The sequence below is a fragment of the Lentzea sp. DG1S-22 genome (genome assembly GCF_036321065.1).
GTDB classification, from domain to species: Bacteria; Actinomycetota; Actinomycetes; order Mycobacteriales; family Pseudonocardiaceae; genus Lentzea; species Lentzea jiangxiensis.
Genome location: NZ_CP143276.1, coordinates 895080 through 916790, shown reverse-complemented (window position 1 = coordinate 916790; position 21711 = coordinate 895080). Strand labels below are relative to the sequence as shown.

Below are 21711 nucleotides of genomic sequence, written 5' to 3'. Positions count from 1 at the left end.
CCCGCGGTGGCGCGGAAGAACGCGATACTCCTGCCATGACAGCGAAAGCGGGCGCGGTCGTGACCGGAGCGGGACGCGGCGTGGGCAAGCTGGTCGCGCGGATGCTGGTCGAACGCGGCTACACGGTGCTGGTGACCGACGTCGACGAAGCCACGGCGACCGCGACGGCCACCGAGCTCGGCGCGATCGCACGCGTGCTCGACGTGCGTGACGACGAGGCAGTGGCGGCGGCGCGCGACGAGATCGTCGCCCGCGCCGGCCGGCTCGACGTCTGGGTCAACAACGCGGGCGTCCTCGTGACCGGACCCGCGTGGGAGCAGGACGCCGCCACCCGGCGGCTGATGGTCGAGGTCAACGCCCTCGGGACCATCAACGGGACGGTCGCCGCGATCGAGGCCATGCGCGGTCGCGGTGGCGGCCACGTCGTGAACGTCGTGTCCCTCGCGGGCATCACGGCCGTCGTGGGCGAGGCGGTCTACGCCGCCTCCAAGCACGCGGCCATCGGCTTCAGCCTCAGCACCCTCGCCGACCTCCGGCAGGCGGGCGTGCGGGACGTCGCCATCTCGTGCGTCTGCCCGGACGGCATCTGGACCCCGATGCTGTACGACAAGCTCGACGATCCGGCGGCGGCGCTGTCGTTCTCCGGCACGCTGCTGCGGCCCGCCGACATCGCCGCCGCCGTCGCCAAGGTGCTCGACAGACCGAAACCGGTCACCACCGTGCCGCGGTGGCGCGGAGCACTGGCCCGGCTCGCCGACACCTTCCCGCGCTTCGGCCTGCGCGCGATCCCGGTGATGGTCGCGCAGGGCCGCCGGACGCAACGCAAGCTCGCGGCGCGCGGCCTGCGGGACTGAGCCGCGCGCTGTCACCTCACCCTCATGACCGTGATGGGCGAACTCGGCGATCTGCCGCTGTCTCAGGCGTATCTGCCCACGAGTGCGCTGCCGATCGAGGCCAGGCGGTCCCGCACACCGGCGGGACCGGTCACCTCGACCCAGTCGACCAGCGCGGCCAGCTCGCCGGCGAGAAGGTGCTCGTCGTGGCCGCGGACCACGACCTCGATGCGGCCGTCCGCCGCGGCACCGCCCACCTCGAGACGGCCGCCGAACGCGATCCGGAGCACGCCGAGCTCACCGGGCGTGCACAGCGCCCGGGCCTCGAGGGGCGTTCGCCCGCGGTCCACCTCGTCCGCGATGGCGCGCCAGCTCTCGGCCAGGTCGAAGCCCTCGGGCCGGTGCACGGGCTCGCCGGTCGGGTCCACCGACGACACGCGGTCGACCCGGAAGGTCCGGCGGCCGGCCTCGGTGTGGGACACGAGGTACCACGACGGGCCTTTGGCGACGACGCCCAGCGGGTGGACGGTCCTCCCGGTCTCGGCGCCCTCGCGGTCGACGTAGCCGAGCCGCACCTGGACGCCGCGGATCACCGCGTCCTGCAGCTGGTCGAGGAAGGGGGCGGCCGGTGCCCGTCCGGACCCGACCCCCACCGCCGCGGGTCCACGACCACCGACGCCGCCGCTGCCTCGGCCTGCTCCCGGAAGGGCTCCGGCAGGGCGTGGACGAGCTTGCGCAGAGCGGCTTTCACGGCCGGTGTCGCGGCCGCGGCCGGGCCGGCGACCAGGAACAGGGCGCGCGCCTCGCTCGCGGTCAACCCGGACAGGTCGGTGCGGGCGCCCCCCACGAGACGCCAGCCGCCACCCCGGCCCCGCAGCGAGTACACCGGCACCCCGGCCGTGGCCAGGGCGTCGAGGTCGCGGCGGGCGGTGCGCTCGGAGACCTCCAGTTCGCGGGCGACCTCCGCCGCCGTCACCTGCCCGCGTCGTTGCAGCAGGAGGAGGACTGCCAGGAGCCGATCAGTGCGCACGTCACAAGGTTCCCGGGGAAAGCGGTCACGGGGTGACCGCTTTCGGTCAGCATGATCGCGCCATGACACCACCGGCGAACTCCACCGCCTTCCCCGAGCCCACCCTCGTCGCGGTCAACGGCGTGCGGCTCGAAGTCTTCGAGGCAGGGCGGCACAACGCGGGAAAGCCCGTCGTGCTCTGCCACGGCTGGCCCGAACACGCCTTCTCCTGGCGCCACCAGCTGCCCGCCCTCGTCGAGGCGGGCTACCACGTCATCGTCCCGAACCAGCGGGGCTACGGGAACTCGTCCCGCCCGGCCGACGTGGCGGACTACGACCTCGAACACCTCACGGGCGACCTCGTCGGACTGCTCGACCACTACGGCTACTCCGACGCCACCTTCATCGGCCACGACTGGGGTGCGTTCGTCGTCTGGGGACTGGCCCTGCTGCACCCGCACCGGGTCGGCAAGCTGGTCAACCTGAGCCTGCCCTACCAGGAGCGCGGCGACCGCCCCTGGATCGAGTCGATGGAAGCCGCGCTCGGCGGCGACTTCTACTTCGTCCACTTCGCCCGGCAGCCCGGCGTCGCGGACGCCGTGCTCGACGCGAACACGTCCCGCTTCCTGCGCAACCTCTACCGGAAGAACGTGCCCCCCGGTGAACCCGGGCCGGGCATGGTGATGATCGCCCTCGCCACCGCCGAAACGCCGCTCGGCGACCCCCTGCTGAGCGACGACGAGCTGGCCGTCTACGTCTCCGCGTTCGAGGCGACGGGGTTCACGGGCAGCATCAACTGGTACCGGAACCTCGACCGCAACTGGCACCTGCTGGCGGACGCGGACCCGGTCCTGCGGCAGCCCGCGCTGGTGGTCCACGGCGACCGCGACCCGGTGGCCAGGTCGGAGAGGCTGGCGGAGTTCGTGCCCCGCGCGGAGGTGATCAGCCTCGACGCCGGTCACTGGATCCAGCAGGAACGGCCGGAAGAGCTGAACCGGGCGGTCTTGAAGTGGCTGGAGCAGCAGGAAGCCGCCCTGTAGCACCCGTCACCGCCGTGGCGCGCAAGCCGGTCAGGCGGTGATGTGCCGCAGGACCGCGGCCAGGGCGAGCTCGTGCGGCTGCACGGTGTCCACGGTGAGCGCCTCCCCGTGCCAGGAGGGAAAGCTCGCGAGCCGCTGCCGCACGTCGGACCAGTCGCCCGAGTCGTGCCAGCCGGGGATTCCGCGGCTGCGGCCTTCGAGCCTCGCACGGTGGACCCGCGGGTCGGAGCACCGGCACTCGACCACGCGGAACTCCGCACCGGCCCGGCTGGCCAGGCTGCGCCAGCGCTCCCTGGTCGCGACCAGTTCGGTGGGGTGGTCCAGGATGGCGGACTGTCCGGCGAGGAGCTGCCGCAGGGCGAGCGTGGTGAGCACTTCCTCGGCCATCGCCAGCGGGTCCTCGAAATGGCGCCCTCCGAACGGGGTCAGCGCGCCGAGCAGCCAGTCGGTGGCGAAGACCGGGATCCCCAGCTCGGCGCCCGCGGCGTCGGCCAGGGTGCTCTTCCCGCTGCCGGGCAGCCCGGAGAACACGACCAGCCGGGCACCCGTGGCGGCGGAGGGCAGGTCGTGGTCGGTGAAATCGGCCGGCAACCCCGGCGTCAGACCGGCCGGCACCAGCCCTTCGACCCACGTGGTGGCGATCCGATGCGGCCGTGCGGTCTCGACGACGCAGGTGACGACGTCGACGGTGCCGTCGTGGCGGAGGATCCGCGCCCGCGCGGTGGTCTCGCCGACGTCGAGACCGACCACGACGACCGGCGCGTAGTGGGCAGCGCGGCCACGGGTGACCTCGACGTACCGCTCGGGCGTGACCGCGGCGGTGAACGCAGCCGCGAACACGTCGGACGCGTCCGCTCCCCAGCCGGGTGTGCCGTCCAGGCCGTCGAGGATCCACTCCAGTCTCGCCAGGGCAGGACTGGCCGCGAAACGGTGCACTGGTTCCCCCGGGCGACGTGGTCGAGTCGAGTCGATCGAGCCTAGCGAGCCCACACGGGCACAGGCCGGAAGTTCACCCACGACTGAAAAGACCGTTGCCGAGATCCGGGAACGGCACGAATCCAGAAAGCAGCCCCGCCGAATGGCACCGTCGATTCGACCTGTCGTTCGACACCCGGAGATAGCCGCGAAACCACGTGCTGCCAGGGATTTCTCCACCACTCGACCATTCACGCACTCATTCGACGAATTCGCCCGCTCATTGACACGCCGGTACATTGGGAGCGCTCCCATAATCTCCTGTAGGAGTCATCATGCGAAGGACCATCCGTGCCGTCGCTGCCGCCGGCCTCCTCGTCGCGAGCACGTTGATCGCGACGACGGGTCCGGCCCAGGCCGATGTGACCATCTGCGACCAGTACGGCTCGACCACCATCCAGGGCCGTTACGTGGTCCAGAACAACCGGTGGGGCACCTCGGCGCAGCAGTGCATCAACGCCACGTCGTCCGGTTTCCAGATCACCACCCAGCAGGGCTCCGCCCCGACCAACGGGGCGCCGGTGTCGTACCCGTCGGTGTTCCTCGGCTGCCACTACACCAACTGCTCCCCCGGCTCGACCCTGCCGATGCAGGTCAGCCGGATCCGCAGCGCCACGTCGTCGATCAACTACCGGTACGCGGGCGGCACCTACAACGCCTCGTACGACATCTGGCTCGACCCCACGCCGAAGACCAACGGCGTGAACCAGATGGAGATCATGATCTGGTTCCACCGCCAGGGCTCGATCCAGCCCATCGGCAGCGCGGTCGGCACCACCACGATCGGCGGGCGCACCTGGCAGGTGTGGCGCGGCAGCAACGGCTCCAACAACGTCATCTCCTACGTCGCGCCGTCGGCGATCACCTCGTGGTCGTTCAACGTGCTCGACTTCATCAACGACGTGCGCGCCCGTGGTGCGATCACCAGCTCCTGGTACCTGACCAGCATCCAGGCCGGGTTCGAGCCGTGGAACGGCGGTGTCGGCCTGGCGGTCGACAACTTCTCGGCCTCGGTCAGCGGCTGAGCCGGGGCACCCACCAGCCGCCGGGCGGTCGTCGTCGGCGACCGCCCGGCGGAATCGGGTGGTTGGGATTCCCGGGAGGAGGGAACACACGGGGCGACCGACCGCCGGAGAAGGGTTGCGATGACCTCGTCCGCTCACGACCGCAGGCTCGCCGACCGCTACGAGATCGCCGAGCTGCTGGGCACCGGCGGCGTGGCCGAGGTCCGCCGCGCCCGGGACACCAGGCTCCACCGCGACGTCGCGGTCAAGCTCTTCCGGGCCGGGTCCGAGCTCTCGCAGGAGCGCCGGTTCGCCAACGAGGTCAAGACCCTCGCCGCGTTGTCCCACCCCGGCCTGGTCCGGGTGCACGACGCGGGCACCGCCGACGGCGCCCCGTTCGTCGTCCTGCAGCTCATCGACGGTCCCACTCTGCGCGAACGCCTCGCCGACGGGCCGCTCGCTGTGGACGACGTGCGGCACCTCGGCGCCCAGCTGGCCAATGCGCTCGCGTACGTCCACGCACGAGATGTCGTCCACCGCGACATCAAGCCGTCCAACATCCTCCTCGACCGGCACGGCAACGCCCACCTGGCCGACTTCGGCCTCGCCAGGCTGATCGGCTCGACGCGGCTCACCAGGACCGACCAGGTGGTCGGCACCGCCGCCTACCTCGCCCCGGAACAGGTGCGCGGAGACGAGTTCGGCCAGCCGGTCGACATCTACGCGCTCGGCCTGGTGCTGCTGGAATGCCTCACCGGCCACCGCGAGTACGAGGGCAGCGAGATCGAGGCCGCGGTGGCGCGGCTGCACCGGCAACCCTTCATCCCCGAAGGCCTCCCTCCCGACTTCGAACGCCTGCTGATGCTGATGACGTCCCTGTCCCCACGCCGCCGCCCCAGCGCCGCGGAGTGCGCGCGGGTGCTGCGCGATCCGGACCGGCCGATCACCCACGTCCTGCCTCCCGCGCGACCACGTCGCACGACACGTGTGCTCGCCGCGTCGGCCGCGGCGACCGTGATGGCCGCGGCGGGCGTCGCCTTCGCGGTCCTCTCACCGTCACCTCCCGGCGAGTCCGCACCCGCCCAGACCACCACCGCACCTCCTCCGACGTCCACGACCGCCGCCCCGGCACCGGCCACTGCCTCACCCCGGACGCAGACGCCGGCCCCGGTCCTGGTCGCCGAGGTGAGCCCGCACCGCGAGGAGCCCGCCAAGAAGCCGGCGCACGACAAGCCCGTGCCGCCCGCCAAGGGCAAGGGCCACCCCGGCAAGGGCTGAACGTCGTCCGGGACGCGGTGTTCCTCCCCACATCGGATCTCCGCCCGGGACGTGAGAGCCTGGGGACGTTCAGCGCGGCGTGGGGGAAGTCCGGTGGGAATCCGGCGCTGTCCCGCAACGGTGTGCCTCCTCGCGAGGCGAGCCCGATCACCCGTTCCGCGCGGTGTCACCAACTCCTGTCGTGGATGTGCGGGAAGGGTTCCGATGCACGCGTCCGGCGCTCGCCGCTGTCCTCGCTCCAGCGCACAAGCGGGTGGAACAACGTCATGACGTCACGGATCACCGTCTGCCGCGGCTGCTGTTGCGGCACCGCGCGCAAGCACCCCGAGGTCGACCACGACCGCCAGTTGGAGCTGTTGCGCGAACGGCTCCCGTCCGTGCGCGTGGCCGACTGCCTCGACGCCTGCGAGGTGTCGAACGTGGTCGTGGTCCAGCCCAGCCCGGCCGCGCGCGCCGCGGGAGCGAAACCCGTGTGGGTGGGATCGGTCCTGGACGACGACGCGGTGCACGGCGTCGCCGACTGGGTCGACGCGGGCGGTCCCGGTGCCGCCGCGCCGCCGCCCCTGGTAGCCGAGCGGATCGTCGCCACACCGAGGTGAGCTCCGGCGGACGAGCCGCCGCACGGGTGTCGTGACAGAAGCCCGGCAGGCCGCCATCCTGGTCGCCGTGGGCTACCAGGTGCGGTTCGCGGACCCGGAGGCGTTGCTGGGCCTGCGATCGGAGGTGTTCCGGTTGTACCGCTCGGGTTTCGCGGGGCCGCCCTACTCGGAGACCGAGGAGGAGATCGCCCGCTTCACGGACGGGCGGTTCGACCGGAGCATGGCCACACCGGGCGCTCACGGGTTCGTGGCGTGGCGCGGTGAGACCGTCGCCGGGCTGGTCTACGGCTGGCCCGCTCGCGGGGAAGTGCCCGGAGATCGCGGCTACGCCCTGGTGCACAGCTGCGTCGCGCCCCACCTGCACCACCTGCTCCGGCCGCCGGCGTTCGAGGTCGTGGAGCTCGTGGTGGACCCGGCCCACCGGCGGCGCGGGCTGGGCCGGCTGCTGCTGGATCGCATCGTCGAAGGGCACGCCACGGCCTGGCTCGGCACCCACCCCGACGCACCCGCGCGGCGGCTCTACGAGTCGGCCGGCTGGACCGTGATCGGCCAGTGCGAGGACGGCCGTCAGCAGATGCTCATCATGTCGCTGTCCCGCTGACGCGGACGGAGATCGCCGTTGTGGCCCGGGAACGGCCTCCCGGCCCTACTGTGACGACGCACGAGACTGGTGCCGCTGCAGTGGGCCTCGCTCGTCGTGATCTCCATCGATGCCGTCGTCATCCTGTCCGGGTTCGTGACCGGCAGCCCGCTGCTGCCGCGGTCGGCGAACGTCGTGCTGACCGTGATCTCCTTGGCGCTGGTGCTGGCGGCGGCGCTGCTGACCGCGGGTACAACTTCGAGAACCCGACGCTGTCCGCGTGGTCGGTCGTGGTGGCGGCGATCGCCTTGCTGGGCGGGGCCTTCCTCTTCGCCTACGCGCTGCTGACCGACACCACCGCCGGGACCTTCGAGCAGCGCGAGGGCAAGTACGTGGAGTCCAAGGGCGGTGCCGTCGTCCGCGAACTCACCGAGGACCGGTACGAGTCGGTGATGGCCGCGAACCAGCGCGGGTGGGCGGGCCTCGCGGTCGCCTTCGCCGGGGGCACCTTCCTCTACGCCGGGATCCGCCACCGCAACTGACCGAGGACCGGTGAGTTAACGCGGCACGCTCGCGGTGGACAGCGCGGCCGCCAGCACCCCGATCAGCCCGAGCACGACGAACACCGCCGGGAAGCCGCCCAGTGCCGCCGCGAGTGCGCTGCCCGCCCACGGCGCGACGGCCGCGGTGAGCATGACCGGTGCCGTCAGCAGGCCGTTGAGCTGTCCGTAGTGGACGGCGCCCCACCGGTCGGTGATCGCGGTCGCCTGCACCAGGGTGAAGATCCCGCGCGTGACGCCGGCGAGCACCGAGCCCGCGATCAGCAGGAGCGCGGGTCCGGGAACGAGCCCCAGCAGGATCGTCACCGCCGCGCTGACGAGGAGCACCGCCAGGGTGCGGGTGCACACCGACGTCCTCGCGGCCAGCCTGGCGTACCCGAGGCGCCCGAGCACCTGGCCCACACCGCCGAGGCCGAGGGCGACAGCGGCGCCCGAGGTGGTCATGCCGCGTTCGGTGAGCAGCGGGACGAGGTTGATCACGACGGCATACACGCTGAACGCGGCCAGGCTCATCGCGACCACGAGCACCAGGAACGGCCTGCTGCGCGCCACCGCCGACGGCGTGTGGACGGTTTCGTGCTCGATCGCGGGCCACGGCAGCCGCAGACCCCACAGGTGCAGCGGGATCGTGGTGACCGCCAGGAAAGCGGCGAGCACTAGGTAGGTGCCGCGCCAGTCGAGCCGGTCGTTCAGCACCGCGGTGAGCGGCGCGAACACGGTACTCGCCAGACCGGCGACCAGGGTCAACGCGGTCAGGGCCGTCACCCGGCGCTGCCCGTACCAGCGGGTCAGGGCGGCGAACGCGGGCGCGTAGAAGACACCGGCCATCGCGACACCGGCCAGCAGCCACGCCGCGGTGAACCACACCGACGACCTCGCGCTCACCAGCGCCACGAGCGCGAGCACGGCGACCACCGAGCCGGTGGTCATGACGGCGCGCGGACCGTGCCGGTCGAGCAGCCCGCCCACGGGGATGCCCACCAGGCCCGCGACGACCTGGCTCGCGGAGAACCCGGCCGTGATCGCCGCGAGCGACCACCCGGTCCGGGCGCTGATGGTCGGCAGCAGCACCGGGAAGGCGTAGTACAGCACTCCCCAGCTGATGATCTCGGTGGTGCACAGGACGACCAGCACGCGGCGCAGCCCGGTACCGAGATCGGGTCGCGTCGTCGCGGTGTCAGCGGGCACCGGACCAGGCCCGTTCGCGGGACGGGGATGTCGGCGCACGGCCGCAGCTCGTCATGCCGACCAGGTAAACACCCGGCCCGGTGTGGCGCAGCCGGTTTTCACCCTGTGGGCGGGCGGTGCCGCCGGGCCGGACCGGGCAGGACACCCGTCGGTGGCGCTTCGGCTAGGAGGACCGGCGATCCGCCGCCTGCGGCTGGCCCTTCCCCGAGCGCCCGGCGGACGCCCTGCGCGTCCGCAGCGAGCCCGGGTGGGCCTTGACCGACGGGTCCCGCTTGGTCTTGACGAGGCTCGCCACCGTCACGACCGCGAGCACGACGGCGATCACGGCGAGGCTGAGCAGCGTGGGGATCTCGGGCACGCTCTTGCTGACGTCCTCGTGCGCCCACTGCAGGATCAGCTTCACCCCGATGAACGCCAGGATCAGCGACAGCCCGACCGACAGGTACACCAGGCGGTCCAGCAGGCCCTGGACGAGGAAGAACAACGCGCGCAGGCCCAGCAGGGCGAAGGCGTTGGCGGCGAAGACGACGTACGGCTGGGACGTGATGCCGAAGACCGCCGGGATGGAGTCGAGCGCGAACAGCAGGTCGATGGTCCCGATCGCGATCAGCACGACGAACAGCGGCGTCACCATCCGCTTGTCACCCTCATGGGTGAACAGGTCGCCGCCCGCGTAGTCGTCGGTCACCGGCAGCACCCGGCGCGAGGTCTTGACCACGACGTTGTCCTCGATGTCGGGGTCCTCGTCCCGGTGCCGGTACAGCTGCACCGCCGTGTAGATCAGGAGCAGGCCGAACAGCAGGAACACGAACGAGAACAGCGACAGCAGCGTGGCGCCGAGCGCGATGAAGATCCCCCGCATGACCAGCGCCAGCACGATGCCGAAGGTGAGCACCTTGTGCCGGTGCCGGTCGGGCACCGAGAAGGTCGACATGATGATCACGAAGACGAACAGGTTGTCGACCGAGAGGCTCTTCTCGACGAGGTAGCCGACGAAGAACTCGGTGCCCGGCCCGCCGCCGTAGTGCAGCGTGAACCAGACGCCGAACCCGATGGCGATCGCCACGTACCCCACCGACCACGCGGTCGCCTCGCCGATCCCGACGTGGTGGGGGCGCTTGGCCGCGACGACCAGGTCGACCGCGAGCAGCGCCACGACCAGGCCGATCGTCAGCAGCCAGGTCAGCAGGCTGATGTCGAGCTGCGCACTCATGTGACCTCCCGGCGCCGGAGCGTGCGCTCCGGCCGCTCACGAGTACCCCGTCGCGCGCCGTTGGTCACCCTTCGGCGAGTTTCCCTTCGTCCAAGCCGGACACGCCGGACCGCTGCGACGATGACGGCCATGACGACCTGGGACGACGTGGTGACCCTGGCCTCGCGACTGCCGGAGGTCGAGGAGGCGACCTGGTACCGGACGCCGGCGCTGAAGGTGGCGGGCAGGAGCTTCGCCCGGCTGCGCAGCGAGGCAGAGGGCGGGCTCGTGCTGCTGTGCGGCCTGGACGAGAAGGCGGCGCTGCTCGCGTCCGGCGACCCGGCGTTCTTCACGACACCGCACTACGACGGGTACGGCGCGATCCTGGTCGATCTGGCCGAAGTGGACTCCGGGCAGCTGGCCGAGCTGGTGGAGCAGGCGTGGCGGCTCAAGGCACCGGCGAAGCTGCTGGAGGCGTTCGACCGCCGGTGAGGCCGGACGACCGCCCTCACCGGCTCTCCCCCACCGCGAGCCGGGCGCGCAGCGGACCGGCCGTGCGAGCGGGACGGCGGATGATCCACTCCGCCACGGCGAGGTTGACGAGCCAGGCGGCGAGCATGAGCACCGCCTTGCTGTGCCGGTCCGGCGGGCCGACGAGCGCGATCCACGGTCCCATCGTCACGGCCTGCGTGCTGGCGCCGAGCCCGACGGCGAACCCGCGGATCATCCACGCCCGGTGCCCGGAGACGTTCCGGCGGAGAACGGCGGCGAGGCCGAGGACGAGGAACACCGCCCAGGCCGTGCCGAACACCAGCCGCGTGCCGGTGAGGAAGGCGCCCACGTCGGCGGGTTTCGGGTAGAAGGCGGTCATCCACAGACCGGACAACGCCCCGACGAGTCCACAGAGGACCAGGAGCCGTCCGGAAACCCTGTGCCAGCCGGGTCTGCGCCGGCGGAACCCGGGAGCGAACTGGAAAGCGCCGAGGATGCAGTAGACGCTGACGGTGACGGCGTGCACCACCACGGGAACGGGTGAGGCGAAGAACCGCGCGTTGTCCGGCGTGATCTGCGCGCCGGCGCCGAGCTCGGCCAGCCGGAGGACGCCGCCGAGCACCGGGACGACGCTGAAGAGGAGGATCGCGGCGGGGATGAGCACGTCCCGCTTGGTGGAGGTCATGCACCAGATCGTGGCGTGCGCGGGCCGTCACCTCATCGGCGGAAGGGCTTCGATCATCCTGGCCGATGGTCGGGCGCCGTCGTCGTACTTTCGGCTGATCGCGTCCGGAAACCGCTCCGGACGCGTCTGGTCTCGTAGGCCCAAATGGCGATCTCGACACGGTTCCTGGCGCCGATCTTGGCCATCAGGCTGGCGATGTGCGACTTCACGGTGCTGAGCGTGATGTGCAGCTCCTGGGCGACCTCGCCGTTGGTGCGCCCGCCCGCGACGGCGGCGAGGACCTGCTCCTCGCGTTCGGTGAGCGGTTCGGCCGGCCGCGCGTCCGGTCCCGCGGGCCCGGTGTCGGCGAACGCCTCGATCAGCCGCGCCGTGACGCTCGGCGCGATCAGGGCGTCACCGGCCGCCGCCGCGTGGACCGCCTGGGCGAGCAGGGCGGGACCGGCGTCCTTGAGCAGAAATCCCTTGGCGCCCGCGCGCAAGGCGGCGTAGACGTACTCGTCGAGGTCGAACGTGGTGATCACGACGACAGCCGGTGCGTCGGCGGCGCCGGACGCGGTGAGCAGGCGGGTGGCCTCGATGCCGTCGACCTCCGGCATCCGGATGTCGAAGAGGCACACGTCGGGCCGCAGGCGCCGGGCCAGTTCCACGGCCTGCCGCCCGTCCGGCGCCATCCCGACGACCTCGATGCCCTCCTGGGCGCCGAGGATCATCGCGAGCCCGGTGCGGACGATCTCCTGGTCGTCGGCGACCAGGACCCGCACGCTCACCGGCCCGCTCCCGTCAGCGGCAGCACGGCGGTCACGGTCCAGCCCCGGCCGGCGCCGGGTCCCGCCTCGCAGGTCCCGCCGAGCAGGCTCGCACGCTCCTTCATGCCGATCAGCCCGTGCCCTTCCCCCGCTGTCGTGCCGGAGTCGCCGTCGTCGCTCACCCGCAGGCGCACCGACGAGCCGCCGACGGTGACGCGCACCTCGACGCGGGTGGCGTGCCGGGCGTGCCTCCGCGCGTTGGTGACGGCCTCCTGGGCGAGCCGGTAGACGGCGGTCCCCACCGACCGGGACAGGTCGCCGACGGGCCCGTCGATCCGCACGTCCACCTCGGGCCCGGGCGTCCCGGGGCTGGCGAGCAGCGCGACGTCGGCAACGCCGGGACTGGGCGCCATGTCCGCGGAGTCGTTGCGGCGCAATGCTCTCACCATCGTGCGCATCTCGGTGAGCGCCCGCGACGCCTCCGACTCGATCAGCGCGAGCGCCTCGACCGCCGCCTCGGGCCGCGCCGGAGCCAGCGCCAGCCCCGCCTGCGCCCGGATCGCCATCGCCGACACGTGGTGCGCCACCGTGTCGTGCAGATCCCGAGCCAGCCGCTCCCGTTCCAGCAACTTGACCTGCTCGAACTCCCGAGCCCGCGCCCGCCCCCGGTACCGCACAGCGGCCCCGGCGGCACACGCGGCCCCGAGCACCGCGGCCCCGGCCACGGTCTCACCCGCGCCGACGTACCCGAGCACCGCCGACACCACGACCTTGCCGAGCATGACCGCCAGCCCGATCACGGCCTCACGACCCGACCCCCACCGGAACAGCGAGTACGGGAACAGCACCATGAACACCAGCACGCCGAGCTCGGGCTCGCCTCCGAACACGAGCGAGGCGACCGCGGCCACCCCGAACGCCCCGGCGACCGCCACCAGTGGCCTGGTCCGACGTATCAGCAGCAACGGCAGCAACGCCACCGCCACGGCGAGCGAGCCCGCCCTCGTCTCCAGGCCGGGCCGCAGCACCGCTTCGAGTGCCGCGATCAGCAGCAGGACGACGACGAGCGCCCAGTCCCACCAGAGCCGTGCCGCGCCTCGAGCCGGCCGGGGCTCGTCCCACACCGACCGCAGGAGGGCGAACATGGCGTCATCGTACGAGAGGCGGTGCGTGGCCTCGACGACGAGCAGCGGCCCGTCACTCCGCGCCTCGATCAGCGTTCAGGATGTCCACCGCGTCGTCGACGTAGGCCAGAGCGAGCACAGCGTGTTCTGCGAGGACGCGGGCCGTCTTGCGCGTCAGCGGCAACGCGGAGCGGAGGCCGCCCGTTTCGATCTCGGCCTCGGTGGCCACGGACAGGCTGACCGTGCCGCCCGACGCCAGATGCCGGACGAGTTCGTCATGGAGCCGCTGACTCGTCTGCTGCGTCGGTCCAGGATTGCGGTAGTTGCCGGCTCGACGGCGGAGGTTGTCGGTCTCGCCGACGTAGATCCGAGGCCTCCCCGTCAGGCCGTTCAGCGTCAAGCGGTAGATCGCGGCCACGCCGGGCAGGCTCGGGAAGACCAGCTTGCCGCCCGACAACTCGACCTCACCGGCGATCCTCCACATGCAACGCACGCGTACGTCCAAAGCAGGGGTGTCTTCGTCGAGGAGTAGCTCAACCGCTCCGACCTGCCGCGGGTTCCGACGCGATGTGGTCAACGGAGCGGCATGTCGAACGAACCGCACGCGGCGGCGGTGCAGGGAGACGAAGTCGACCGACCACCCGGCGCCGCGCCACGCCGTCTGCTGGGACAACATGCCGTTGGCCCACCACGCCCGGTGCTCGAACGCCGACGGCGGAAGACCGCCCACGAGGTCGGCGAGCTCGGCGAGCTCGGCGAGCTCGGCGAACGACAGCTCAACGCTCTCTCGACCGTGCCCTGCCGCATCCACGAGGTATGCCGTCAGGGGTGCGTATTTGCCTGCCATCGCTCTCCCGCCACAGCAATCGCGTCCTGGACGCGTGACAGTATTCCGGCAGAAAGGCGGACAGCGGTGAGAACGGGCGCGGTGCCCGACCCGACGGACCAGGTGGTGGCGGTGTTTTCGCCGACCAGAATCCTTGCCGGCCACCGGTTCCCTCAACGGCGTCGTCACGTCGTGGGACTTGATCGGTTCCCGGCAGCCGATCCCCTGCGGACTCGTCCGCCGGGGCCTCACCCAGGCCGAGTGGGACGCCGACCCCGATCTGTCGCCTTACGACTACCGGGTCCTGTGCTGACGTCCCACGCGGGCCTGGGTGCTCATCCCGACCTGCTCAGTCCTTCTTGAAGACGTCCTTGACCTTCTCGACGCCTTCCTTCAGGTGGCCCTTGGCCTGGTCGCCCTGGCCTTCGGCCTCCAGGCCCTCGTCGTCGGTGAGGGAGCCGACGCCTTCCTTGACCTTGCCCTTGAGCTGGTCGGCGTTGGCGTCGATCTTGTCGTCGGTGCCCACGTGGTCCTCCTTCGACGGCGAACGTTCCGGTGATCTGCACCCGGATGCCCTGCCCGGCGGGACGCCAACCTTCGATCGGGCCACAGCTTCCCCGCACAAGGGCCGGTCGCGAGGATCAGACGACCGCGTCGTCCACGAAGCACCAGCGCCAGTTCTCCCCCGGCTCGAACGAGCGGATGACCGGGTGGCCCTCGTCGGCGAAGTGCTTCGAGGCGTGCTTGGCGGGTGAGGAGTCGCAGCAGGCGACCTTGCCGCAGCCGAGGCACAGGCGCAGGTGCACCCACCTGCCGCCGGTGGACAGGCAGTCCTCGCACCCCTCCGGGGTGGCGGGAGCGGGGTCGGGGCCCAGGTCCGCTACGTGTTCGCAGGTTGTCACGGCCAGACGGTACCTCCGGCGGGCACCGGTGTCCGACTGGGCGCATGACGACTGCTGGTCGCGTCGCGCGGCCCTCGATCCTCACGATGGACGCCGACCCGGCCGTGTCGCGGGCGGTGGCGCGGGACCTGCGCCGCAAGTACGGCGAGCACTACGGCATCGTGCGGGCGGAGTCCGGGCCCCAGGCGCTGGAGGCGCTGCACGAGATCAAGCTGCGAGGCGGGGAGGTCGCGGCGCTGCTCGCGGACCACCGGATGCCGCAGATGAGCGGCGTCAAGTTCCTCGAGCAGGCGATGGACGTGTTCCCGCAGGCCCGCCGGGTGCTGCTCACGGCGTACGCCGACACCGAGGCGGCGATCCGGGCGGAGGTGAGCCGCTGGACGCAGAGGAACGGGCAGCGCTGGTGGACGCCACGGCGTCCGGCGGCGACGTCGAAAGCCTGGTGGCGGAGCTGAGGTCCGCCACCGTCGCCGGGAGGGGGCGCGCCGCCCTGATCGCCGAGCTGTCGGCAGGGGTCGAGCGTGCCGACGACGACGCGGCCGAGGTGCTGCGCGCAGTCCTCGACCGGGTCACCGGGTTCTGCGCACCCCACGCGCGGGTCGATCTGGCGGACTGACCGGAAGGGTCTCCCTGGTGCGTGCCCGCACGGGTGCGCACCAGGGCGGACCTCAACTCGTTTGACGGAGTGAGCGCTCACTCCGAACGATGGGTGCATGACACCAGCACCCGAGACCCGGCGCCGAGCGCCGGGCATGAGCGCCGAGGACCGGCGCGCCATGATCGTGCACGCGGTGCTGCCGCTCCTCGTCGAGCACGGCACCACCGTGACGAGCAGCCAGATCGCCCGCGCCGCCGGCATCGGCGAGGGCACCGTCTTCCGCGCGTTCAAGGACAAGGACGAGCTGTTCGACGCCTGCACGGCCGAGGCGCTCAAGCCCGACCGCGTGCTCGACGCGATCGCGGGGATTCCCCTCGACCGCCCCCTGGAGGACCGCCTCGTCGACGCCGCCGGCACCCTCGGCGCGCACCTCGAGCGGATGGGTGCCCTGATGGGCGCTCTGCGCGCCTCCGGGCGGCTCGAGCACCGCGGCTCCGACCAGCGCGCTACCTGGAAGGGTGGGCGCCGCGAGTCGATGGCCGCCATCCGGGAGGCGCTGGCCGAGCTCTTCGCGCCGGACGCCGACCGCCTGAGGTTGCCGCCCGAGCAGCTCGCCGCCCTCTTCCTGGCCCTGCTGTTCGGCAGGCGCCGGATGGCGTCCGACGACCCGCTCACCACGCGCCAGGTGGTCGACTTCTTCCTGCACGGCGCCGTGGAGGCCGGATGATGCCGGGCGGCGGGGGCGGCTTGGAGTTCGTGCTGAGCAGGCGCGGCCGCCGGCGGCGTGCCACGACGGTGCCGGACAGCGGGCTCACCGGGCCGGTCGACATCCCCGAGGCCAAGCCGGAGGACGGGCCGAAGGACCTGCGCTCCCGGCTGAAGCGCGTGAGCACGTCCGTGGTCGGCACCGTCCGCGGCCTGCCGAAGGTCGCGAAGCTGACGTGGCAGGCGAGCCCGGTGCTGACCGTCGTCCTGGCGCTCATCACGCTCCTGTCGGGTCTGCTGCCGACCGCGACCGCCTACATCGCGAAGCTGCTGCTGGACTCGGTCGTCGCGGCGATCCAGGGCACCGGCACCACGCGCGACATCGTGGACGTCGCGCTGCTGCAGTTCGGCGTGCTGGCCGCGACCGCGGTCAGCAGCGCGCTGACGTCGATCGCGCAGTCGCTGCTGCAGGAACGCATGACGCTGACGATCCGCCACCGGGTGATGGCGCACGCCAGCGACCTGCACCTCGCCTACTTCGAGGGCTCGGCGTCGTACGACGTGCTGCGGCAGGCCGCACAGGAGGCACCGACCCGGCCGCTGTCGATGATGAACTCCGCGCTGGGACTGCTGCGGACGCTGATCACGTTCGGCAGCATGGTCGCGCTGCTCGTCTCGATCAGCCCGCTGCTGGCCCTGGTCGCGCTCGTGGCGCCGATCCCGGCGTTCATCTCGCAGTCGAAGTACGGCACGCGGGCGTTCTGGCTGACCTTCGTGATGTCGCCGATCAAGCGGCGCATGGACTACCTGTCCTCCCTGGTCACGACGGACACCTACGCCAAGGAGACCAAGCTCTTCGGGCTCGGCCCGTACTTCGTCGACCGGTTCCGCCGGCTCGGCACGGTCTCCTACGAGCGGCAGCGCAAGCTCACGGTCAACCGCAACATCAGCTCGACGTCCTGGGGGCTGCTGAGCACGCTGGCCGGTTCGGCGATCACGCTGTACATCGCGCTGGAAGCGGTCGGCGGACGGCTCACGCTCGGCGACCTGGCGCTCTACACCGCCGCGGCCGCCTCGGTGCAGACCTCGGTGTCCGGACTGTTCACGGCGTTCTCGGGGATGTACGAGAACAACCTCTACCTCGACACGCTCTACCGGTTCCTGGACACGAAGCCCGAGATCACCGCCCCGCCGTCGCCGCGGCCGATGCCGTCCTCGGTGGAGGGGCACATCGAGTTCGACTCGGTGACCTTCGGCTACCCGGGCTCGGACGAACCGGCGCTCGACGACGTCAGCTTCGAGATCCGGCCCGGCGAGACGGTCGCGGTCGTGGGCCGCAACGGCGCGGGCAAGTCGACGTTGTTCAAGCTGCTCTGCCGGCTCTACGACCCGACAGAAGGCCGCATCCTGCTCGACGGCGTGGACATCCGCGAGTACGACCCGGTCGAGCTGCGCACGCGGATCAGCGCGATGTTCCAGGACTACGTGACGTACCAGGGCACCGCCGCGGAGAACATCGGCCTCGGGGACCTGACCCGCCTCGAGGACCGGCCGCACATCGAGGACTCGGCCCGCCGCGCGGGCGCCGCCGAACGGATCGAGCGGCTGCCCCAGGGCTACGACAGCCCGCTCGGCCGCTGGTTCGACCAGGGCGTCAGCCTGTCCGGCGGTGAGTGGCAGAAGATCGCGCTGGCCAGGGCGTTCCAGCGCGAGGCGCCGATACTGGTGCTCGACGAGCCGACGTCCGCGCTGGACGCGCGGGCGGAGCACGACCTGTTCTCGCGGCTGCGGGAGCTGTCGGAGGGCAGGACCACGCTCTACATCTCGCACCGGTTCTCCACCGTGCGGCAGGCGGAGCGGATCCTGTTGCTGGAGCACGGGAAGGTCGCCGAGTACGGGACGCACGAGGAGCTGATGGCGGCCGGGGCCGGGTACGCCGAGCTGTTCACGCTGCAGGCGAAGGCCTACCTGGACGAGGTGCCCGGCTGAGCCGGCGCCGCGATGAGTTCCGGCCCGGCCGGAGGTCTACCGGGACGTTCCCCTCCCCGACCGTTCCGGAGGCCTGCCGTGAAGCTCCTGCTCACCTCGGGTGGCGTCACGAACCCCAGCATCCACTCGGCGCTCGTGCGGCTCCTGCGCAAACCGATCTCCGAGTGCCACGCCCTGTGCGTCCCGACCGCCCAGTGGGGCCACCCGCTGTGCGGTCCGGGATCGGTGCGCGGGTTCGTCGCCGCCGAGGCCGGGTCGCGGCACCTCTCCGGCCTGGGCTGGGCGTCGCTCGGCGTCCTCGAGCTCACCGCCCTGCCCAGCATCGGCCCGCAGCGCTGGGTGCCCTGGGTGCGGGAGGCGGACGTGCTCCTGGTCGACGGCGGCGACGCGACCTACCTCTGCCACTGGCTGCGGGAGTCCGGGCTGGCCGGCCTGCTGCCCTCGCTGCCCGACACGGTGTGGGTGGGCGTGAGCGCCGGGAGCATGGTGCTGACGCCGAGGATCGGCACGTACTTCGTCGAGTGGCCGTCCGCACCGGACGACCGCACCCTCGGCGTCGTCGACTTCTCGATCTTCCCCCACCTGGACGCCTTCCCCACCAACACCCTGGCGCACGCCGAGGAGTGGGCCGCCGGCCTCGGCGTCCCGGCGTACGCCATCGACGAGCAGACCGCCATCGAGGTCGACGGCGGCTCCGTCGAGGTGGTCTCCGAAGGACGCTGGCGGAAGTTCGGGTCATAGCAGCGCGGCGGGCCGGTCGAGGAGCGCGAAGTCCTCATCGGACAGTTCCAGGTCGGTCGCGCGGACGTTCTCCTCGAGGTGGCGCTGGGAGGACGTGCCCGGGATCGGGAGGACGACCTCCGAGCGGCGCAGCAGCCACGCCAGCGCGACCTGCGCCGCGGTGGCACCGAGCCGCCGGGCGACCTCGGCCACCGGTGAGCCCGGCCGCACGCTCGGCGCGATCGGCAGCCAGGGCAGGAAGGCGATGCCGTGCCGCTCGCAGTGCACCAGCACGTCCTCCCACCGCCGGTCGTCGAGGTTGTAGCGGTTCTGCACGCTCACGACCGGCGTGATCCGGCCGGCTTCGACGATCTGGTCGACGGAGACCTCGGACAGCCCGACATGGCGCACCTTCCCCTCGTCCTGGAGCTGCCGCAGTGCGCCGATCTGGTCCGCCAAGGGCACCTCGGGGTCGATGCGGTGCAGCTGGAACAGGTCGATGCGGTCGAGCCGCAGCCGCCGCAGGCTCAGCTCGGCCTGCTGGCGCAGGTACTCCGGCCGCCCGAGCGGGATCCACTCGTCGCCGGGGTGGCACTGCCCGGCCTTGGTGGCCACGACGACGCCGTCCGGGTACGGGTGGAGCGCCTCGGCCAGCAGTTCCTCGTTGCGGCCGAGGTCGTAGGAGTCGGCGGTGTCGAAGAGCGTGACGCCGAGGTCGGCCGCGCGACGGGCCAGGGTGTGCGCCGCGGCCGGGTCGTGCGCGGGCATCCGCATGGCGCCGAAACCCAGGCGGTGCACGGGAAGGTCGCCACCGAGGATGAAGTGCCGATCGGAACGCACGGGGATCTCCTTGCAGTGTCGGTTCTTTCAGCGCCCACCCTGCCGACCCGACTTTGCTAAGACAATCGAAACATTCTTGGAACAACCGCGTAGCATCGCTAATGTGTTGAACCTCGAACGCCTGCGGACGCTGCACGCGGTGTCCACCACGGGGTCGGTCCGCGGCGCCGCCGAGGCGCTGCACGTGACCACCTCGGCGGTGTCGCAGCAACTGGCCAGGCTGGAGCGCGAGGTGGGGCAGCGCCTGCTGGAGAAGCAGGGCCGCGGCATCCGGCTCACCGACGTCGGCGACCTGCTCGCCGAGCACGCGGGCAGGCTGCTGCGCCAGGTCGAACTCGTCGAGACCGACCTGGCCCGGCACCGAGGAGCCGTCACCGGAACCCTCGCCGTGGCCGCGTTCGCCACGGCCGCGCGGGGCCTCGTGCCGCCGATGCTGCACGCGCTGAGGCAGCGGCACCCGGACCTGGTGGCACGGCTCGTGGAACTGGAGCCCGTCGAGTCGATCGCGCAGCTGCGGCACGCCGACGTCGATCTCGCGGTGGTGCAGGACTGGCCGGAGGAACCTCTCGCGATCCTCGACGGGCTCTCGTGCGCCCCGGTGCTCGAAGACGTCCTGGACGTGGCCCTGCCCGACCGGCACCCGTTCGCCGACCGGGCCGCGGTCGGTCTGGAGGAGCTGCGCGACGAGGACTGGGTGGGCTGGCCCAGCGACGAGCTCTGCCACGGCTGGCTCGAGAACACGTTGCGCCGCAGCGGGATCGGCCGCCGGGTCCGGCACACCGCCTCGGAGCACTCCACCCAGCTCGCGCTCGTGGCGGCGGGGCTCGGCGTCGCGATCATCCCCCGGCTCGGCCGCGGCCGGGCGCCGGAGGGCGTCCGGTTCGTGCCGCTGCTGCCGACGCCCCGGCGACGGGTTTTCGCGTTGTGGCGCGACAGCAGCACGAACCGCCCCGCGTGCCGGGCCGCGCTGCGCGCCCTGCAGGAGGCCGCGCAACGGTGCGACCCCGGCCACGTGGCTGGCTGAGCCACACCACTTCTTCGACAGCGCGATCTCACGCTCCTCGGCGTGTTCGAGGCCGAACCGGCCGAAACGCGGGTCAGGTCGTCACCGGCCGCAGCCCGGTGCCGCGCTGGCACGAGAACCTCGGCTGGAACAACGGCGCCGCGTGCGCCGGCCCGGCCGCGCACCCGGCGGAGGTCACCGGCCTGCTCTACGCATGTGTCACCGGGTCCGGTCCCCAACAGCCACATCGAATTCAGGAACGATCGTTCTTGACCGATCGTTCCTGAATCGCCTAGGGTGGCCGCATGGGAAGGCCGAGGCAGTTCGACGAGGACACCGTGGTGCGCGCGGCGGTGGAGCTGTTCGCCACCCGCGCCTACGACGGGATCTCGGTGGACGACCTGGTGACACACCTGGGCGTGCACCGCAACAGCCTCTACAAGACGTTCGGCAGCAAGAAGGGCCTCTACCTGGTCGCGCTGCGCCGCCACGCGGACGACCACGTGCGTCCGCTGGCCGAGGCGCTCGCCGGTGCCGCCGGCCTGGAGCAGGCCGCACGCCTGATCACGGCGGCGCCGCTGGACCTGCTGCTGGTCTCGGCGGTCGAACGAGCCCCGCACGACCCGGGGGTCGCCGAGGTGGTCGCCCGGGCGTTCGGCGAGCTCGACCGCGCTCTCGCCGCCCTGCTGCCCGCTCCGCTGGCGAGCGCCTTCACCGCCGCGCTGCTCGGGGTGCGCCTGCGCGCCAGGGCGACCGGACCGTCCACAGAAGACCTCGCCGCGGCTTTGGCCGACCGGCTGGGCAAGTGAGAACAGGGGAACAC

General features: G+C 71.9%; 27 protein-coding genes, 1 pseudogene and 1 riboswitch. Of the genes and pseudogenes, 16 read left to right on the top strand and 12 right to left on the bottom strand.

The window, feature by feature from the left end:
• Positions 1-35 precede the first annotated feature (35 nt).
• Entirely contained in the window at positions 36-854 is an 819-nt protein-coding gene (locus V1227_RS04205; protein ID WP_329791128.1) for an SDR family oxidoreductase, read from the top strand.
• A 62-nt stretch (positions 855-916) separates the two neighbouring features.
• On the opposite strand, the gene V1227_RS04200 is transcribed toward V1227_RS04205, so the two are convergent.
• Together V1227_RS04200 and V1227_RS04195 are read right to left on the bottom strand one after the other, a co-directional pair.
• Positions 917-1486: a helix-turn-helix transcriptional regulator gene (locus tag V1227_RS04200; RefSeq protein ID WP_329791127.1), complete on the bottom strand. Its 570-nt coding sequence runs from the start codon at positions 1484-1486 to the stop codon at positions 917-919.
• Entirely contained in the window at positions 1423-1863 is a 441-nt protein-coding gene (locus V1227_RS04195) for a helix-turn-helix transcriptional regulator (RefSeq protein WP_329791126.1), read from the bottom strand. Before V1227_RS04195 ends, V1227_RS04200 begins: the two co-directional genes overlap by 64 nt.
• 62 nt (positions 1864-1925) lie before the next feature.
• Between V1227_RS04195 and V1227_RS04190 the strand changes: the two genes are divergently transcribed.
• Positions 1926-2882: an alpha/beta fold hydrolase gene (locus V1227_RS04190; RefSeq protein ID WP_329791125.1), complete on the top strand. Its 957-nt coding sequence runs from the start codon at positions 1926-1928 to the stop codon at positions 2880-2882.
• 30 nt (positions 2883-2912) lie between these two features.
• Here the strand turns inward: V1227_RS04190 and V1227_RS04185 are convergent, their stop codons facing one another.
• Positions 2913-3818, bottom strand: coding sequence for an AAA family ATPase (locus tag V1227_RS04185; protein ID WP_329791124.1), 906 nt, complete (start codon positions 3816-3818; stop codon positions 2913-2915).
• Positions 3819-4132: 314 nt separating this feature from the next.
• Here V1227_RS04185 and V1227_RS04180 point away from each other — a divergent pair, with 314 nt between their 5' ends.
• The 5 genes from V1227_RS04180 to V1227_RS04160 all read left to right on the top strand — a co-directional run bounded on the left by V1227_RS04180 (position 4133) and on the right by V1227_RS04160 (position 7860).
• Complete coding sequence (locus V1227_RS04180) at positions 4133-4882, top strand: GH12 family glycosyl hydrolase domain-containing protein (RefSeq protein ID WP_329791123.1); 750 nt, start codon at positions 4133-4135, stop codon at positions 4880-4882.
• A 120-nt stretch (positions 4883-5002) separates the two neighbouring features.
• Positions 5003-6139: a serine/threonine-protein kinase gene (locus V1227_RS04175; RefSeq protein ID WP_329791122.1), complete on the top strand. Its 1137-nt coding sequence runs from the start codon at positions 5003-5005 to the stop codon at positions 6137-6139.
• Positions 6140-6169: 30 nt separating this feature from the next.
• Positions 6170-6312, top strand: a riboswitch (cobalamin riboswitch).
• A 93-nt stretch (positions 6313-6405) separates the two neighbouring features.
• Positions 6406-6738, top strand: coding sequence for a hypothetical protein (locus tag V1227_RS04170; RefSeq protein WP_329791121.1), 333 nt, complete (start codon positions 6406-6408; stop codon positions 6736-6738).
• Between the two features lie 31 nt (positions 6739-6769).
• Positions 6770-7339, top strand: a complete 570-nt coding sequence (locus V1227_RS04165; RefSeq protein ID WP_329791120.1) for a GNAT family N-acetyltransferase — start codon at positions 6770-6772, stop codon at positions 7337-7339.
• A 272-nt stretch (positions 7340-7611) separates the two neighbouring features.
• Complete coding sequence (locus tag V1227_RS04160) at positions 7612-7860, top strand: hypothetical protein (RefSeq protein ID WP_329791119.1); 249 nt, start codon at positions 7612-7614, stop codon at positions 7858-7860.
• A 15-nt stretch (positions 7861-7875) separates the two neighbouring features.
• Here the strand turns inward: V1227_RS04160 and V1227_RS04155 are convergent, their stop codons facing one another.
• Positions 7876-9066, bottom strand: coding sequence for an MFS transporter (locus V1227_RS04155; RefSeq protein WP_329791118.1), 1191 nt, complete (start codon positions 9064-9066; stop codon positions 7876-7878).
• A gap of 163 nt (positions 9067-9229) precedes the next feature.
• Positions 9230-10279, bottom strand: a complete 1050-nt coding sequence (locus V1227_RS04150; RefSeq protein ID WP_329791117.1) for a TerC/Alx family metal homeostasis membrane protein — start codon at positions 10277-10279, stop codon at positions 9230-9232.
• A gap of 129 nt (positions 10280-10408) precedes the next feature.
• Between V1227_RS04150 and V1227_RS04145 the strand changes: the two genes are divergently transcribed.
• Positions 10409-10750, top strand: a complete 342-nt coding sequence (locus V1227_RS04145) for an MmcQ/YjbR family DNA-binding protein (RefSeq protein ID WP_329791116.1) — start codon at positions 10409-10411, stop codon at positions 10748-10750.
• A 16-nt stretch (positions 10751-10766) separates the two neighbouring features.
• On the opposite strand, the gene V1227_RS04140 is transcribed toward V1227_RS04145, so the two are convergent.
• Genes V1227_RS04140 through V1227_RS04125 form a run of 4 tightly spaced genes read right to left on the bottom strand, consistent with a single transcriptional unit; the run spans position 10767 to position 14152 of the window.
• On the bottom strand, positions 10767-11435 hold the full coding sequence (locus V1227_RS04140) for a DUF2306 domain-containing protein (protein ID WP_329791115.1): 669 nt from the start codon (positions 11433-11435) through the stop codon (positions 10767-10769).
• Positions 11436-11488: 53 nt separating this feature from the next.
• On the bottom strand, positions 11489-12202 hold the full coding sequence (locus V1227_RS04135) for a response regulator transcription factor (RefSeq protein ID WP_329791114.1): 714 nt from the start codon (positions 12200-12202) through the stop codon (positions 11489-11491).
• Complete coding sequence (locus tag V1227_RS04130) at positions 12199-13326, bottom strand: sensor histidine kinase (RefSeq protein ID WP_329791113.1); 1128 nt, start codon at positions 13324-13326, stop codon at positions 12199-12201. The genes V1227_RS04135 and V1227_RS04130 overlap by 4 nt, the downstream gene beginning before the upstream one ends.
• Positions 13327-13378: 52 nt before the next feature.
• Positions 13379-14152, bottom strand: a complete 774-nt coding sequence (locus tag V1227_RS04125; RefSeq protein WP_329791112.1) for a DUF7662 domain-containing protein — start codon at positions 14150-14152, stop codon at positions 13379-13381.
• A gap of 133 nt (positions 14153-14285) precedes the next feature.
• On the opposite strand from V1227_RS04125, the gene V1227_RS04120 reads away from it, so the two are divergent.
• Entirely contained in the window at positions 14286-14444 is a 159-nt protein-coding gene (locus V1227_RS04120; RefSeq protein ID WP_329791111.1) for a hypothetical protein, read from the top strand.
• Between the two features lie 36 nt (positions 14445-14480).
• Here the strand turns inward: V1227_RS04120 and V1227_RS04115 are convergent, their stop codons facing one another.
• Both V1227_RS04115 and V1227_RS04110 read right to left on the bottom strand, forming a co-directional pair.
• Positions 14481-14657, bottom strand: a complete 177-nt coding sequence (locus V1227_RS04115; protein ID WP_090096525.1) for a CsbD family protein — start codon at positions 14655-14657, stop codon at positions 14481-14483.
• Positions 14658-14772: 115 nt separating this feature from the next.
• A complete protein-coding gene (locus tag V1227_RS04110; RefSeq protein ID WP_329791110.1) occupies positions 14773-15033 on the bottom strand; it encodes a UBP-type zinc finger domain-containing protein in 261 nt (86 codons plus the stop codon).
• A gap of 44 nt (positions 15034-15077) precedes the next feature.
• On the opposite strand from V1227_RS04110, the pseudogene V1227_RS04105 reads away from it, so the two are divergent.
• The 5 genes and pseudogenes from V1227_RS04105 to V1227_RS04085 form a co-directional block, all read left to right on the top strand.
• Positions 15078-15398, top strand: a pseudogene (locus V1227_RS04105) (response regulator); the annotation flags it as partial.
• Positions 15399-15436: 38 nt separating this feature from the next.
• Positions 15437-15649: a hypothetical protein gene (locus V1227_RS04100; RefSeq protein WP_329791109.1), complete on the top strand. Its 213-nt coding sequence runs from the start codon at positions 15437-15439 to the stop codon at positions 15647-15649.
• A gap of 136 nt (positions 15650-15785) precedes the next feature.
• Complete coding sequence (locus tag V1227_RS04095) at positions 15786-16358, top strand: TetR/AcrR family transcriptional regulator (protein ID WP_329793958.1); 573 nt, start codon at positions 15786-15788, stop codon at positions 16356-16358.
• A 20-nt stretch (positions 16359-16378) separates the two neighbouring features.
• Positions 16379-18325: an ABC transporter ATP-binding protein gene (locus V1227_RS04090; RefSeq protein ID WP_329793957.1), complete on the top strand. Its 1947-nt coding sequence runs from the start codon at positions 16379-16381 to the stop codon at positions 18323-18325.
• Between the two features lie 78 nt (positions 18326-18403).
• Positions 18404-19066, top strand: a complete 663-nt coding sequence (locus V1227_RS04085) for a Type 1 glutamine amidotransferase-like domain-containing protein (RefSeq protein WP_329791108.1) — start codon at positions 18404-18406, stop codon at positions 19064-19066.
• Here V1227_RS04085 and V1227_RS04080 read toward each other — a convergent pair.
• On the bottom strand, positions 19061-19891 hold the full coding sequence (locus V1227_RS04080; protein ID WP_442916518.1) for an aldo/keto reductase: 831 nt from the start codon (positions 19889-19891) through the stop codon (positions 19061-19063). The genes V1227_RS04085 and V1227_RS04080 overlap by 6 nt on opposite strands.
• Positions 19892-19988: 97 nt before the next feature.
• On the opposite strand from V1227_RS04080, the gene V1227_RS04075 reads away from it, so the two are divergent.
• Together V1227_RS04075 and V1227_RS04070 are read left to right on the top strand one after the other, a co-directional pair.
• Positions 19989-20909 carry a LysR family transcriptional regulator gene (locus tag V1227_RS04075; RefSeq protein WP_329791106.1) on the top strand — a complete coding sequence of 307 codons (921 nt, stop codon included), beginning with the start codon at positions 19989-19991 and terminating at the stop codon, positions 20907-20909.
• A 284-nt stretch (positions 20910-21193) separates the two neighbouring features.
• On the top strand, positions 21194-21697 hold the full coding sequence (locus tag V1227_RS04070) for a TetR/AcrR family transcriptional regulator (protein WP_329791105.1): 504 nt from the start codon (positions 21194-21196) through the stop codon (positions 21695-21697).
• Positions 21698-21711 lie beyond the last annotated feature (14 nt).

Bases quoted from the DNA above. Each gene is read 5' to 3' on its own strand.
- V1227_RS04205 (WP_329791128.1), top strand. From the start codon at position 36: ATGACAGCGAAAGCGGGCGCGGTCGTGACCGGAGCGGGACGCGGCGTG.
- V1227_RS04190 (WP_329791125.1), top strand. From the start codon at position 1,926: ATGACACCACCGGCGAACTCCACCGCCTTCCCCGAGCCCACCCTCGTC.
- V1227_RS04180 (WP_329791123.1), top strand. From the start codon at position 4,133: ATGCGAAGGACCATCCGTGCCGTCGCTGCCGCCGGCCTCCTCGTCGCG.
- V1227_RS04175 (WP_329791122.1), top strand. From the start codon at position 5,003: ATGACCTCGTCCGCTCACGACCGCAGGCTCGCCGACCGCTACGAGATC.
- V1227_RS04170 (WP_329791121.1), top strand. From the start codon at position 6,406: ATGACGTCACGGATCACCGTCTGCCGCGGCTGCTGTTGCGGCACCGCG.
- V1227_RS04150 (WP_329791117.1), bottom strand. From the start codon at position 10,279: ATGAGTGCGCAGCTCGACATCAGCCTGCTGACCTGGCTGCTGACGATC.
- V1227_RS04145 (WP_329791116.1), top strand. From the start codon at position 10,409: ATGACGACCTGGGACGACGTGGTGACCCTGGCCTCGCGACTGCCGGAG.
- V1227_RS04140 (WP_329791115.1), bottom strand. From the start codon at position 11,435: ATGACCTCCACCAAGCGGGACGTGCTCATCCCCGCCGCGATCCTCCTC.
- V1227_RS04130 (WP_329791113.1), bottom strand. From the start codon at position 13,326: ATGTTCGCCCTCCTGCGGTCGGTGTGGGACGAGCCCCGGCCGGCTCGA.
- V1227_RS04125 (WP_329791112.1), bottom strand. From the start codon at position 14,152: ATGGCAGGCAAATACGCACCCCTGACGGCATACCTCGTGGATGCGGCA.
- V1227_RS04095 (WP_329793958.1), top strand. From the start codon at position 15,786: ATGAGCGCCGAGGACCGGCGCGCCATGATCGTGCACGCGGTGCTGCCG.
- V1227_RS04070 (WP_329791105.1), top strand. From the start codon at position 21,194: ATGGGAAGGCCGAGGCAGTTCGACGAGGACACCGTGGTGCGCGCGGCG.